10 protein-coding genes and 1 tRNA gene are annotated in these 14277 nt (G+C 61.3%); 7 read left to right on the top strand and 4 right to left on the bottom strand.

Going from position 1 to position 14277, the window contains the following annotated elements; all coding sequences use genetic code 11:
• A partial coding sequence (locus AC06E9_RS18795) for a hypothetical protein (RefSeq protein WP_478056602.1) occupies positions 1–566 on the top strand: 566 nt, incomplete at its 5' end.
• A 208-nt stretch (positions 567–774) separates the two neighbouring features.
• Here the strand turns inward: AC06E9_RS18795 and AC06E9_RS18800 are convergent.
• Positions 775–1725, bottom strand: a complete 951-nt coding sequence (locus tag AC06E9_RS18800) for a hypothetical protein (RefSeq protein ID WP_478056603.1) — start codon at positions 1723–1725, stop codon at positions 775–777.
• A 621-nt stretch (positions 1726–2346) separates the two neighbouring features.
• Between AC06E9_RS18800 and AC06E9_RS18805 the strand changes: the two genes are divergently transcribed.
• The 4 genes from AC06E9_RS18805 to AC06E9_RS18820 all read left to right on the top strand — a co-directional run bounded on the left by AC06E9_RS18805 (position 2347) and on the right by AC06E9_RS18820 (position 8912).
• Positions 2347–3858, top strand: coding sequence for a site-specific DNA-methyltransferase (locus AC06E9_RS18805; RefSeq protein WP_478056604.1), 1512 nt, complete (start codon positions 2347–2349; stop codon positions 3856–3858).
• Positions 3859–3860: 2 nt separating this feature from the next.
• Positions 3861–6509: a DEAD/DEAH box helicase gene (locus AC06E9_RS18810; protein ID WP_478056605.1), complete on the top strand. Its 2649-nt coding sequence runs from the start codon at positions 3861–3863 to the stop codon at positions 6507–6509.
• 127 nt (positions 6510–6636) lie between these two features.
• The gene (locus AC06E9_RS18815; protein WP_478056606.1) at positions 6637–7722 is read left to right on the top strand and encodes a YcjF family protein; all 1086 of its coding nucleotides are present in this window, start codon (positions 6637–6639) and stop codon (positions 7720–7722) included.
• Positions 7723–8000: 278 nt separating this feature from the next.
• Positions 8001–8912, top strand: a complete 912-nt coding sequence (locus AC06E9_RS18820) for an SHOCT domain-containing protein (protein WP_478056608.1) — start codon at positions 8001–8003, stop codon at positions 8910–8912.
• Positions 8913–9268: 356 nt separating this feature from the next.
• Here AC06E9_RS18820 and AC06E9_RS18825 read toward each other — a convergent pair whose 3' ends face one another.
• From AC06E9_RS18825 to AC06E9_RS18835, 3 genes are all read right to left on the bottom strand, one after another.
• Positions 9269–10069 carry an NYN domain-containing protein gene (locus tag AC06E9_RS18825; RefSeq protein ID WP_478056609.1) on the bottom strand — a complete coding sequence of 267 codons (801 nt, stop codon included), beginning with the start codon at positions 10067–10069 and terminating at the stop codon, positions 9269–9271.
• Positions 10066–11613: a DUF6538 domain-containing protein gene (locus AC06E9_RS18830; protein WP_478056610.1), complete on the bottom strand. Its 1548-nt coding sequence runs from the start codon at positions 11611–11613 to the stop codon at positions 10066–10068. Before AC06E9_RS18830 ends, AC06E9_RS18825 begins: the two co-directional genes overlap by 4 nt.
• 85 nt (positions 11614–11698) lie before the next feature.
• Positions 11699–11791: transfer RNA gene (locus AC06E9_RS18835), tRNA-Ser, on the bottom strand.
• A gap of 136 nt (positions 11792–11927) precedes the next feature.
• Between AC06E9_RS18835 and dnaX the strand changes: the two genes are divergently transcribed.
• Entirely contained in the window at positions 11928–13949 is a 2022-nt protein-coding gene (dnaX, locus tag AC06E9_RS18840; protein WP_478056611.1) for a DNA polymerase III subunit gamma/tau, read from the top strand.
• Between the two features lie 6 nt (positions 13950–13955).
• A complete protein-coding gene (locus tag AC06E9_RS18845) occupies positions 13956–14276 on the top strand; it encodes a YbaB/EbfC family nucleoid-associated protein (RefSeq protein ID WP_019185335.1) in 321 nt (106 codons plus the stop codon).
• Position 14277 lies beyond the last annotated feature (1 nt).

A 14277-nucleotide genomic window follows, 5' to 3' on the forward strand; every position in this document is an offset into this window, starting at 1 on the left:
AATGCCTCCGTTGGATCCGCCACTACCAAGGCAAGTCTGAAGAGAAGAGAGTCCTGGATGAAGAAGGTGACAAGGCACTCGGTGGGCTACTCGGTGATCGCATTGCGCTTTTGAGCGCAGAGCAGCCGTTGTTCTTAACGGAACCCAAAGATGCACCCACCCTCTACTGGCTCTGGTGCGAACAGACGTCAGACGCGCACGTGCAAGAAGCACTACGCGCCCAGCTGATCACATCGCCCGACTTGGTTGACTCATTCTTGGCATGCTTCGTAGGAGAGGCTTGGGGTGTCGAGAGTGGGATTCCGAGGCCTGGAGACTTCGAACGACGGCAGTACGATTCCGTTTCCAACCTTGTGGGTGCGGAATACATCGCTGCCAACTTGAAGGAGCGATACGGTGCCGAGCTTGATGTGCCGCAGGAATACCCACCTGAAGGTATGGACCAAGCGCGCCGCATCGCTCATCAGTTCATGAATGTGCACATCCACGTCCTGCAGGAGGGCAACTCCTCAACCAGCAGTTCTTCCGCTCATGAGAGCGGTCAGCCCGACGAGGAGGAGTCTTAGGAACCGCTGCGATTGAGCGCTGGTCGGTCGGTCGACCCCGAACCTCTGCTCTGCCGGCCATTGCTGGGGAGGCTGCCTACGGCAGGAAATTGGAGCTTGCGCCGTGCCTAAGAGCGGAAGATGGCTCCAAGGGATGGCGTGATCGCGCTTGAGGGGTAGATCGAACCCCAGGCCGCCGGTCGCGCTCGCTCGATGCACGGATGGCTGCTTATCGAGCCTTTTCAATGAGCCATTCCACAAGGCCGAGTTTGACGATCAGCTCGGACAGACGCTCTCTGCCAATTACGTAGACGTTGGAGTCCTCACACACGAGTTCGTGGGGGGAGTTGTGAATGTAGAACATCTTGGCGTCTTCGCGATCTGCGGCTTGCGACACGTAACTATCGAGCTCGGCTTGGTTCGACTTAGCCTTGATCTGCGCAAACGCTACCTCCCCGGTAAGAGGAAGCTCCAAGTCTAGATCGATTGTCTTTTCAGTGCCGCCCCTTTGATTGTTCCGGCGCCAGCCGCTGGCTGTTGCAATCAAGTCGGCAAGGATCTCAAAGTCCTGCCACGTCAACTCGCCTATCAGCGGCTTCATTGAGTCAATCAATGCACGATGCGCGGCTTCAGCTACTTCCACAGACTTCGGGCGCTGACCATTGATTCGTTGCAAAAGTCTAACGTGGGCCGTAAGCAAGTGAGTTGTGTTTCGGGTGTGCGAAGCTGCATTGACGGCGCCAGGAAGTGTTCGCCGACTCAATACGGATCCGGTGCAGTCAACGTTGGACCATCGGCCACGCACTTTTCGATAGCTGTATGAGCCATCGCCTTCAGCCAATTGCTGTGGCTCGCCAGGTTCTAAGAAGCACCAGTAAAGGTCGCCGGCAAAGAAGGTGACCCATAGAGTCGTGCCATCGTCTTCAAAATAGGCTTTGAGCGAATTTGCCGCGTATGTCGCGAAACGGGAATCGCGCCCTGGCTTCATCCAGCCTTCGCGAACAGCTTGCCAATCCTTCTTTGCGATCAGCTGATGCTGTTCGGGGTCTGTGGAATCAAATCCGAAGCAGAGGATTTGTCGCTCCTTGATGCAGAGCCTCTCCCATCGCCCTCCATTGCCCAACTTGATGAAGCGAACGCTTGTGGGGGTGATTGGGAACTCTGAGGTAGGCATGGACACTGTTGACGGTCATCGACTGGACCCAGATTAGGTCCTATGCCTGACCTCCAACAAGAGCGACTGCCCCGGGGAGGCAAGAAATCTGTATCGCGGGCGCTGCTGGCGGGGGAGACCAAGTCCCACACGGCTTCGTGCGCCGACACGGCCTCCTTTCTGGGGGCCTGCGGGCCTACCGATCACGGCAAGCCGAGCAGGTGGCTCAACGCCGCTGGCAGGTGCGACAACTGCTGAAGGACGGGAGGTCCTCGGTGGAGGTGGCGAGGCGGTTGGGGGTTTCCATCGCCGCAGTCAGTCTCGATCGTCAGGCTTTGGGCTTGGGCAGCACCCCAGTCCGGTCCAGGCACCGCACCTTGCGTGGTCTGAATCTGGCGCAGGTTCAGGCCCGTTTAAAGGCCGTCAGTAGAGCCCAGTTGGCCCGGGAGCTCAGGGTCAGCAGCTCGGCGGTCTACCGCTTTTGCAAGAAGACGGGCCTCATCGCCTCCTAGTAGGGGGAGGGCCTCCTCGCCGTCCAATCCTCCGGTAGCCATGACGATCAGGCACTTACGGGCGGAGATGGTCGGAAGCGTTGGCCCAGACGCGCGGCTGAACGATAATTGGGGCCTGTTCGAGGGGATGTATTAGATGCCGCTGCTCAACTGGTCTGACCGTGATGAAGACCTGACCCGTTCCGCCCTGACGCCCTACCGCCTTCTGGAGCCGGTGGCCAGCTTGTCCTATGGGGAGGTGGACTCCCCCAACATGCTGATCGAGGGCGACAACTTGGATGCGTTGAAGGCCTTGTTGCCTTACTACGCGGGCCAAGTGAAATGCATTTTCATCGATCCACCCTACAACACGCGCAGCGCCTTTGATCACTACGACGACAACCTTGAGCACGCCAAATGGTTGTCGATGATGTATCCGCGTCTTGAGCTCCTCAAGGAACTCTTGAGTGAGGACGGATCCATTTGGATCACGCTGGACGATGCTGAGGCGCACTATCTGAAGGTCATCATGGACGAAATCTTCCTCCGGAAGAACTTCGTCTCGACCCTGATTTGGGAAAAAGCGGATTCGCCCCGCAACTCTGCTCGTCAGTTCTCCAGCGATCATGACTTCATTTTCGTCTACTCGAAAAACGAAGCGTGGCGCCCTCGCAAGCTGCCACGTGACGAAAAGTCCAACGCCATCTACACCAACCCCGACAACGATCCTCGGGGTCCGTGGCTACCCGGTGACCCCTATGCGAACAAGCCCTATTCGAAGGGCACCTACACATTGACCGGACCAACTGGGCGGACGTTCTCGCCGCCCCCGGGTCGCTTCTGGCGCATATCTGAAGAAAAGCTATGGGATTTGGATGAGGACGGCCGCATTTGGTGGGGCACCAAAAAAGACGCGCGTCCGAGCATCAAAAAGTTCCTGTCCGAAGTCGGAGACTTAGTGCCGCGCACGCTCTGGCGCAAAGAGGACGTGGGCAGCAATCGAACCTCAAAGAATGAACTCCGCAAGCTGTTCCCGGGAGATGTTGCGTTTGATACGCCCAAGCCGGAAGCGTTGCTGGAGCGCGTTATCCGTATCGCGACGGAAGAAGGCGACATTGTCCTCGACAGCTTCTTGGGATCAGGCACAACCGCAGCAGTGGCGCACAAGATGGGCCGTCGCTGGATTGGGGTTGAAGCGGGCGAGCATGCTCGGACCATGTGTCAGCCTCGACTCGCGAAGGTAATAGACGGCGAGCAGGGAGGCGTTTCGGAAGTGGTGGACTGGAAGGGCGGAGGCGGCTTCCGCTTCTATAAGCTAGGCGTGCCCGTGTTCGATGACGAGGGCCACATCCGCGGGGGCATCAAGTTCGAGCACTTGGCCGCCCACGTTTGGTTCGCCGAAACAGGCACCGCTCGCTCCACCCGTGCCCCCAAGCAGCCTTTCCTGGGCGAACACCACGGGATCGGCTACTACCTGCTGTTCAACGGCATCCTGGGCGATGAGAGCAAGACCGGTGGCAACGTGCTGACCAAGCGGGTGTTAAAAGGCCTGCAGTCCTTCGAGGTGCCCAAGGTGATCTACGGCGAATCCTGCGATTTGCCTAAGGAGAGGCTGGAGGAGCTCCAGATCACCTTCAAGCAGACCCCCTACGACATCAAGGCACGCTAAGCATGGCTCTTTCCCTCAAGGTGTATCAGCAGCGGGCCTTGTCCAGCCTGACCCAGTTCCTCGAAGATGCCCGGCTGACCGGCCCCGCATCCGCGTTTGAGAAGAACGTGGATCTTGGCCTGATGACCCACTACAAACCCATGCCGGGCATGGAAGCCTCGCCCTACGCCTGCTTGCGCATCCCCACGGGCGGCGGTAAGACCGTGATGGGCGCGCACATCATTCAGGCTGCAGGCGATGCTTACCTGGAGCGCGAGTTCCCCTTGGTCATGTGGATGGTGCCCACCACCCAAATCAAGAGCCAGACCCTGCAAGCGTTCAAGAACCCACGCCACCCCTACCGCCAGGAACTGGACGAGGCGTTTGGCGGAAAGGTGGCGGTGTTTGACGTCGAGGACTTCACCCATATCCGTCCCGCGGACCTGGGCACCAAGGTATGCGTGGTCATCTCGACCATGGCAGCACTGCGAGTGGAGAACCAGGAAGGCCGCAAGGTTTACGAGCACCACGAAGATCTCGAAGCCCATTTCGCCGGCAGCGTTTCGGACCTGCCCTACTTGGAGCAAAACAAGGCCGGTAAGGCGATTGCCTCGTTTGCCAACCTGCTCAAACTCCACGGACCGTTGGTCATCACCGACGAAGCCCACAACGCCAATACCCCATTGTCGTATCAAGTCTACGAGCGCTTGGGCGCCAAAGTGGTGGTGGAACTGACCGCCACCCCCGACGCCAGCAAGAGTAACGTGCTGGTCAGCGTCAGCGCGTTTGAGCTGAAAGTCGCCAACATGATCAAGTTCCCGGTCGTGCTGAAGGAGCACGTCGGGCAATGGGAGGTGGCTGTGGGCAGCGCCGTCGCCCGCCGAAACGAGCTGGGCAAGACCGCGCTTGGGGAGCCGGACTACATCCGTCCCATCCTGCTGATCCAGGCCGAGAATGCGAAGGGCACGGCCACGGTGGAAGAGGTCAAGAAGCACCTCATCGACAATGAAAAGGTGCCCGAGAAGGCCATCGCCATTGCGACCGGCGATCAGCGCGAAATCGACGGGGTGGACCTGTTCGCCAAGGACTGCCCCATCGAGGTCATCATCACCAAGCAAGCGCTCAAGGAAGGGTGGGATTGTTCTTTCGCCTACGTCTTCTGCTCGGTGGCCCAAGTCAAAAGCGACAAAGACATCCAGCAGTTGCTGGGCCGCGTGTTGCGCATGCCCTATGCCACCCGCCGCAAGCAGGAGGCCATGAACAAGGCTTACGCGCACGTTACTACCACGGCTTTCAACCTGGCGGCGGCAGAGCTGACCAAGTCGCTCATCGATATCGGGTTTAACCCGTTGGAGGCCGTCGGCGCAGTGCTGCCGGACCTCACCCCTGGGCCTGGTTTGCCGCTGCAAGGCGGCAACGTCAATCCGGCCCCCGTCACGCCGAAGACTACGATCGCGGTGAGCAAGCAGCCAGACCTCACCGGTATCCCTGCTCGGGACCAGGCCAACGTGGTGTTTACCCCAAGCGAAGAGGGGAAGGGCGGATCGGTCGAGATCACGGGCGAGGTTGACGATTCCACGGTGGAAGCGATCACCAAGGCTGTGCCAACCAAGGAGCGCGAGGAAGCGACGGCTACGATCCAGCGGCACCAGATCACGGCCAAGGCGGTCAAAGCGCCCAGCCAGAACGGCGTGGTGTTCAGTGTCCCCCGGCTCGGTGTCATGGAGCAGGGCGAGCTGGAGTTCCTGGAGAGCGGTGCCACGCCCCCGGGCTTCGCCTGGGATTTGCTGGCCTACCCGCCGGACCTCTCTAGCCTCAAGTTCAACGCCGACAGCCAGACATTCGAGGTGGATTTGGTTGATGCAAAGGTCAGCTACACGAAGATCGATGACGACGTAAACACCTATCTGCCGGGCTTTGCTAAGGATAGAACCCAAGCAGATTTGGTGGGTTGGCTGGATCAGAAGATCCGAGACCCTGGCGTGAAGCAGCCAGTTCTTCGCGAGTGGCTGCGCCGGTCCATCAGCGGGCTGTCCGAAGACCGTGGGTTCTCGCTGTCCCAGTTGCTCAACGGCCAGTTCGTGCTCCGGCGGAAGTTGGGCGAGCAGCTCCAGATCGCCAAGGCCGATGCCCTCAAGGATGGCTTCCAGCAGGCCTTGTTCGGTGCGAACGCCGAGATCGTGGTCAGCGACGAGCCGGATGCTATGTTCACCTACCCGGCGGACTTCAGTAGGTATCCGGGGCACTCGTATTACGAACAGCAAGGCGGAACTTATAGGTTTCGCAAGCATTACTACCCTTTCGTCGGCGATCTTCAGTGGAAGACCGCCAGCGGCAAGGTCGGTGAAGAGTTCTTGTGTGCCCAAGCCATCGACCAGCTGGATGAGGTGGAGTTCTGGGTCCGCAACCTGGTGGACAAGAGCCAGTTCTGGATGCCGACGTCCAAGCAGCGGACCTACCCGGACTTCGTTGCCAGGCTCAAGGACGGTCGCCTGCTGGTCGTTGAATACAAGGGCGGCGACCGATACACGGCGGACTCCGAAAAGGAGAAGCGCATGATCGGCGAGCTTTGGGCCACTAAGAGCGATGGCCGAGGGGTCTACCTCATGGCTCAGTTGAAGGATGAGAAGGGCAACAGCGTGACTGAGCAGCTCCGGGCCGCTATCGCGTAGCGTCTTATTCTTAGGAAATGAGACGACACCAGCTTATTGTTGTCGTCGAAGTGAAATCGCCATCGATAGTTATGTGGCGACGTCGTTGGATGTGTGGCCTAGTTCTTAAAATGGAAACAGGGGAAGTATGGACGGAAACTTCGCTTCAACAATCGCAGACGCGGTCGCAGATGCGGCCAAGCAGATGGGACATGTCAACATCCTGATCGCCGGCCGGTCTGGAGTCGGGAAGAGCACGCTGGTCAACGCCATCTTCCATGAAGATTTGGCTGAAACGGGGCAGGGGCGCCCTGTCACCAAAGAAACCAAAGAGATCACCAAGGAAGGCATGCCTGTATCGATTTTCGATACGCGCGGGCTGGAGATGGCAGACTACAAGAGCACCATTGGCGCGCTGACCGACTTCATCCAGGCACGAAAGAACGAGGTTGATCCGACCAAGCACATTCATGTCGCTTGGATTTGCGTGATCGAAGACGGTCGACGAGTGGAGCCAGCTGAAGTAGAGCTTCATGCTGCTCTCGCGAAGGTGGTTCCGGTCATTGGCGTCATCACCAAGCATCGGTCCGACCAAGGCTTTAAGAAGGACGTTGAAGGGCTGTTGCCGGAGTGCCGCAACATCGTGCAAGTGCGAGCGATCAGGGAAGAGCTCGATGACGACGTCGTTCTTTCGCCAAAGGGGCTTTCCACTTTGGTGGAGGTCACTATCGGCGCCATCCCTGAGGGTGCGAAGCGCGCTTTTGCTTCGGCTCAGAAGGCTGACTTGAATACAAAAAAGTCTGAAGCCCGCAAGATCATCATGGCGGCAGCCACTGCGTCTGGTGCCGCAGGGGTGAGCCCGATTCCTTTCTCGGACGCGATGATCATTGCCCCCGTGCAAATCGGCATGATCGCCAAGATCACATCGATCTTTGGCGTCAATCTGACTAACTCGATGCTCACATCGCTTGTCAGCTCGGCGGTGGGTGTGGCCGGTGCTAGCTTTCTTGGTCGCACCTTGGTGAGCAACCTGCTCAAGTTCGCTCCGGGCATAGGGACCGCTGCGGGAGCGGCTATCTCTGGAACGACGGCCGTCGCGCTGACGTCGGCGCTGGGCGAAGCTTACCTTGCCGCTATGGTCGCTATCTTCACGGACGACCCGGATGCGTCACCAACTGGCGAAGAGATTGGCGCCCGCTTTAAGAGCGCGATGAGAGACATGCTTAAGAAGTGATGCACATGCCCGGCCCATCATTTGATGAGCCGGGCTGCTTAACGAGGTCTGTCGGAAACCAATGGCTAGCCAGTGTTTCCAGATCGGACGCCATTTTTCTTTATATGCAGGCGCTGCAAGCGCGAGTTCACGCGCAGCAGTCCTTTGGGCCTCTAGCGTCCGCAGTGCAGATCGCTGGAGACCCTGCTTCAATCTGTCCTGAAGCAGATAGCTGCCAAGTGCTTAATGCAATAGCATTGGCTGGAAGTCCAACGTCAGATGCTCTAGGGGGAGCGCACATGGCGATTCGAACGTTTATATTTCTTCTCGGTGTCATCGTCCTGCCGTTCACCGCAACTGGCTCTCAGCTGTTCGCTGTGACTCCCAGTGGCACACCCGAGGCAGTGTTTTCAGGCAAGGCATCGGTGGCGGTGTCCCGCTTGTCCAGCAAATGCATAGATGTCCATTGGACGGTCGTGAGCAGCAGCGATACAGAAGTCGTTTGCGAGTCGCCGTTGAGCACGGGTCAGTCCATCATGGGTCAGATGCTGCTCGGGAACAGTTACTCCACGCCGCCTCGGCGCTTCTTCCGCTTCAACGTGAGTGAGCTGTCCGGGATCTCGCGTGTGCAGGTGTCGGGCTGGATGGAAACCCAGATGGCCTTCGGCCAAATGCAGCGCGCTCCTTTTTCAGGGGCGGACTTCCACAATAACATCATGAACTTCCTGATCAGTGCGGGAGGTGCGTTCCCCGCAGGGACGACCTTCCCTAACCACGCCGTGCTCGGAGTTCTTGGGAAAGTCGCTCCGCGCGGCAGGGCTGCTGTCTACGAGGTGGCTGAGGTGACGCCTGGTGGAGCTGCTGACCGAGCGGGCCTCAAGGCGGGAGACGTCATCACCTCCGTGGCCGGAAAGAAGTTCAAGACCGATGTGGACTTCCTAGATGGCTTGGCAAAGGCAGCCAAGGCGCCGACCTACCAACTCGATGTCACGCGCAACGACGCTGCAATGTCGCTCACCGTCGACCGGGAATACCGACCCACGGCCACTCAGGTTGCCAGCGTCGCGGAGGAGCCCGCCCCGGTGCCCGCTCCCGTAGCGCCAGCCCTTTCGGTTGCCGATGAGTTGGCCAAGCTTCTCAAGCTCAAGGAGCAGGGTATCCTGACGCAGGCCGAGTTCGATTCGCAAAAGAGCAAGCTGTTGAACCAATGAGCATTCCGTCCGCCCATTCCGTAGCCCGGCCGGACGGTCGTTTCGATTAGAAGAGCCATGACACGAAGCGATGGACCATTTTGACGGCGTAGTGTCGGACTACTTACGGGCTGATCGGGCGCTGTTCTTCAACGGCCAATGCTGTATCCAGCTCAACGAGGGAAAGAACCCAGACACCAGCGGGCCGCATTGGTATTGCGACGCCCTTGCAGTGAGCTTCAAAGAGCAAGCGGCCTAGCTCTGCGAGATCACGTATGCCGCCCGTGCGCCATCCCTGCTAGCGCGCCTGAGAGCCTGGAACGGACACTAAGGCACCTGAATTCAAGTTGCTGGCCATATTCGCGCTGGCGATGAGATCAGATCACCGCGGTTTCTGCCTCGCTTCCGGGCTTGCTGGCAAGGTGTACCGACCAGCGTCCCGTCGCCTCTTGTTCTGCGCTCAGCATGTCGTAGGTTCGGATCATGCTTAGAAGGCCCGAGTGCCCGTAGAGGTTGGGAGTAAACGACGGGTTGGTGCGTTTGAGGTACTGGCCCAGGGCCGGCAGATCGACCTTCCCATCTGCGGTCCCATCCGCCAACAGCTCGACCGCTTCGATAAGAAAGCGAGGGCGCCGCTTGGGCAGGGGCTTGGTGGGTTCCGCTTTGACGACAGGTTCTGACAACGCTTGGGGTTTGTTGACCGCGGTGGGCGCAGCCGTTTCTTCCTGGGCTTGGGCCGGCTCGCTGGGGACCCACTCGAAGAACTGGTCACATGCATTGCGCAAGGCGTCGGGCGTCTTGGGCTCTCCGACGATGCAAACCGTGGCGCCGCGCTCCCGCAACTTGCGGCAAAGGTGGGCGAAGTCCGAATCGCTCGTCACCAAGCAGAAGGTGTCGGCCCGTTGATCGAACATCGCCTCTAAGGCATCCAGGGCCAGCGCGATGTCTGAGGTGTTCTTTCCAGCCGCATATTGGTATTGCAGGCACGGCGTAAAGGCTTGCCGAACCAACACTTCTTGCCAGCGGCGGGCGAGGGTCTGATGGTTCCCATAACCCCGCCGAAGAACCACGCGACCAAACTGGGCCACCATGAGCAGGGCGTGGTCCACGATTTCTGGCGGGACGTTGTCGCAATCCACCAGGACGGCGACGCGGGATTCCAAAGGCACGATGCTCATGCGTTGCTCCTTGCTCGGCGGCTGTTCTTGGGGAGGCTGCCTTCGGGCAGCAGAGCCGGATCCACCAAGGGCCGCAGGGCCTCCAGGTTGAGTCCGTAGTTGAGAGACAGGAGGCCCGGCGAGTGGACGCCCAGTCCCTCCAGCTTTTCTTTAACGGTGAAGTCGCGGCTGTAAGTGGCGTGGTGCTCGTCGTCCAACTCATGGCCCACGATTTGCGCGCGCAGTTCGGAGACCACGCCTGCGCCTTGGAGTTCTTGGATCAGGGTCTTGCGGAGGGAGTGGAAGCCACGCCGGGCGTTTGGCCAGTTCTTGCCCACCTCGGCCAGATACCGGCTGAACGCTTTGGACACCCAATTGCCTTGGCCATTCTTGGCCTCGGCCTTGGCGCCGGGGAACAATCGGGCGTGGCCCTCGGCACGCAGGCCCTCGATCCATTTCAGCAGGCCGAGCGCCACCAGGTCGGGGTGGACCGGCACGGTGCGCAGGCTGACATCGGTCTTGACCCGCTGGTGCTCGCCCTCGTCGGAGATCTGGATGCAGGGCACTCCGCCGTCCTCAAGCACGTCGCCAATCAACAGTTGACCCACTTCGGATGCCCGAGCACCGGTGTAAAGGCCAATCAAGGATGCCCAGCGGGCCGGCAGAGGGAGGCTCTCAAAGGCCGCGGGGGCAAAGAGCACCTGGACTTGATGGCTGTCGTAGGCCTTGAAGCCAAATTTTCGCCGGGCCCGCTTTTCCCGAGTGGAGTAGCTCACATGGCCGTTGGCGGGATTGTCCCCTTTCGGGTAGTAGCCCGACGCCAATGCCCAGTCGAAGAACCCGCCTTTTCCGCCGATGTAGCTTTGCTTGTTGGTCAGCGTGGGGGTGGACGCCCCTCCGTCCCGCATGTGCTGATACCAGCGCGCCAGGTCGGAGCGGGTGATGGCATGAATCTTCGTTCTTTCGCCCAGGAAGCTCGTCAGCATTTCGACGGCCGTCTTCTTGATCGTCCAAGTCTTGGGCAGGGTGCTGCCCTTGATGCTGGCCAACCAGGCGTCCCTAGCCTTGCCCAAGGTGATCGTTTCGATCGCCGGCTTTGGCGCGGGGGACGGGGCGGGGGACGCTGCCGCCATTGGGCCGTAGAGCAGGCTGGGGCGCGGCAGTGCCCGGCGGTCCATGGCCGCGGTCAGTTCCATCATCTGTTGATAGAGCTGCACGTCCTCGGGGCTGTCGATCTGCCAGAGCTCGTTGATCGTGCCGTCCGGGGCCTGGGTCCGGTGAAGGGTCAGGTCACGGAGGTTGGTGCTCTCGGTGAGCCGCGCAATCAGCTCATCGGCCTCCTTCTTGCTCAACTTCTCCACGCGTCGTTCCCTCAACACGGCGAAGGCTTGAGCATAGCTGGCCGCGAGCATCAGGGCGCGCAGCCGGGCTTCTTTCATGTCGCATGTGCGCAGCGTGCGCTTGAACGTCAGGCGGCCAAGAGCCGGCTGAAGATCGACGGGAACCCGTTGCCGGAACGACCAGAGCCCAGAGCGGGCTCGAACCAAGTGATGGGGGATGCGCATGGGAGATGTGTCTCGCCTTGCATCGCCACAGACAGCCAAACCAGAGAAAGCAAAAACCCCTGCGTAAACAGGGGTTTGCTTAATCTGGCGGAGAGAGGGGGATTCGAACCCCCGAAGCGCGGTTTAGACGCTTACACACTTTCCAGGCGTGCTCCTTCAACCGCTCGGACACCTCTCCGGACCTGCTGCGATAACCCGCTGCAGGGGCGCAGATTCTAGCGGGGGAATTGGATTCGCACAAGCGGTTCGTCACGAAGGGCAGGGGGGCTGGACAGGCGTGGCACAATGGTCGTCCCGATGAAGACGGTGGCCTGATGTCCTATCTCGTCCTTGCCCGCAAGTGGCGTCCGAAGCGTTTTGCCGAGCTGGTGGGCCAGGAACACGTGGTCCGTGCGCTCAGCAATGCGCTGGACAGCGGCCGGGTGCACCATGCGTTCCTGTTTACCGGCACCCGCGGGGTCGGCAAGACCACCATTGCCCGTATTTTCGCCAAGTCGCTGAACTGCGAGCAGGGCACCAGCGCTGATCCATGCGGTCAGTGCCCGGCCTGCCTGGATATCGACTCCGGCCGCTACATCGATCTGCTCGAGATTGATGCCGCGTCCAATACCGGTGTGGATGATGTCCGCGAGGTGATCGAGAACGCCCAGTACATGCCCTCCCGCGGCAAGTACAAGGTCTACCTGATCGACGAAGTGCACATGCTGTCCAAGGCGGCGTTCAATGCGCTGCTCAAGACGCTGGAAGAGCCACCGGAGCATGTGAAGTTCCTGCTGGCCACCACCGATCCGCAGAAGCTGCCGGTAACGGTGCTCTCGCGCTGCCTGCAGTTCAACCTGAAGCGGTTGGACGAGGATCAGATCCAGGGCCAGATGACCAAGATCCTGGCGGCCGAGGAAATCGAGTCCGACCCGACCGCGATCGTGCAGTTGGCCAAGGCCGCCGATGGCAGCCTGCGTGACGGCCTGTCGCTGCTGGATCAGGCGATCGCCTATGCCGGCGGTGCGCTGCGCGAGGATGTGGTGCGCGCGATGCTGGGCACGGTCGACCGCACCCAGGTCGCCGCGATGCTGGATGCGCTCGCCGATGGCGATGGTCCGCGCCTGCTGCAGACCGTGGCGCTGCTGGCCGAGTTCTCGCCGGACTGGAGCGGGGTGCTCGACGCCCTGGCCGAGGCCCTGCACCGGATCCAGGTGCAGCAGCTGGTGCCGGGCGCCGCGACGGCGGGCGAGGGGATCGATGCCGAGGCCTTCGCCCAGCGCCTGCGCCCGGAAGTGGTGCAGCTCTGGTACCAGATGGCCCTGGGCGGCCGCCGTGACCTGCACCTGGCCCCGAGCCCGCGTGCCGGGTTCGAGATGGCCGTGCTGCGCATGCTGGCGTTCCGCCCGGCCGCCGCCGTACCGCCGGTGCCCCGCGATCCGGGCACCGGGACCGACGTGAACAGTGGTGGCCAGGCCAGCGGCCAAGGCACCGGCATGGCCGCTGCGGCAGCGAACGCGGCTGCTGCTTCGGCCGTTGCGTCGGCCAAGGCCAGCGCCCCCGTCGCTCAGCCGGCCCCCGTGGCGCCCGTGGTTGCTACGGTCTCCGCAGCGCCTGAGCCCGCACCGCCGGCACCGAAAAAATCCGCCCCGGCCTCGGCCCCGGCCCCGGCCGCCGCCGCCGAACCGGTGAAACCGGCCAAGCCCGCCGTCGTCGCTCCCGCGGCCGACGACGATCTGCCGCCGTGGCACCGTGAAAGCGACGCGGCTGATCGCGACGAAGCGCTGGCCGCTGAAATGGCCACCCCGGATGCGGCCATGGTCGCCCCGTGGGAAGCGCCGTCCGAGCGGACCGTGGCACCTCCTGCTCCCGCGCCTGTACGGGAAGCCGCCGCCCCGGTGGCCCGCCCGGAGGGCATCGCCATCGCACCCTCGGCGCCGGATACCGCCCCCTCGGAGGCACAGGGCGACCTGACCGCCGATGCTTGGCTCGAACTGGTGGCCGGCAGCCAGCTCAATGGCCCGTCCAAGCAGCTGGCCGCGCACTCGGCGTTCATCAGCTACCAGCACGGCGTCTTGAAACTGGCGATTTCGCCCGGATTTGAGTACTTGAGTTCGGACCGCTCGCAGGCGGCGCTGATCGCGGCGTTGACCGGCCCCTTGGGGCAGGCCCCGCGCCTGGTGATCGATACCGGTGCAGCCGGTGCCGAGACCCTGCATCAGCGCGCTGACCGCCAGCGTGGCGAACGCCAGACGGCGGCGGAAGCCGCTTTCATGGCCGACCCCTCGGTGCAGTTGCTGGTCCAGCAACACGGTGCCCGGGTCGTCGCCGATTCCATTCGTCCTTTTGAAGAGTAAAGACCCATGCGCGGCAATATCGCCCAACTGATGCAGCAGGCCCAGAAGATGCAGGAAAACCTGCAGAAGGCCCAGGAAGACCTCGCCAAGCTGGAAGTCACCGGCAGCGCCGGCGGCGGCATGGTCAGCGTGACCCTGACCGGCACCAAGGAATGCCGCAAGGTGCGCATCGATCCGTCGGTGCTGTCCGATGCGGAAATGACCGAAGATCTGGTGGCCGCCGCGTTCAACGATGCCTCCAACAAGATCGACGCCGAGTCGAAGAACCGCATGGGTTCGGCGACCGCCGGCATGCAGCTGCCCCCGGGCATGAAGCTGCCGTTCTGAC

The sequence above is a fragment of the Stenotrophomonas sp. Steno-Z10-BAI genome, assembly GCF_056393115.1.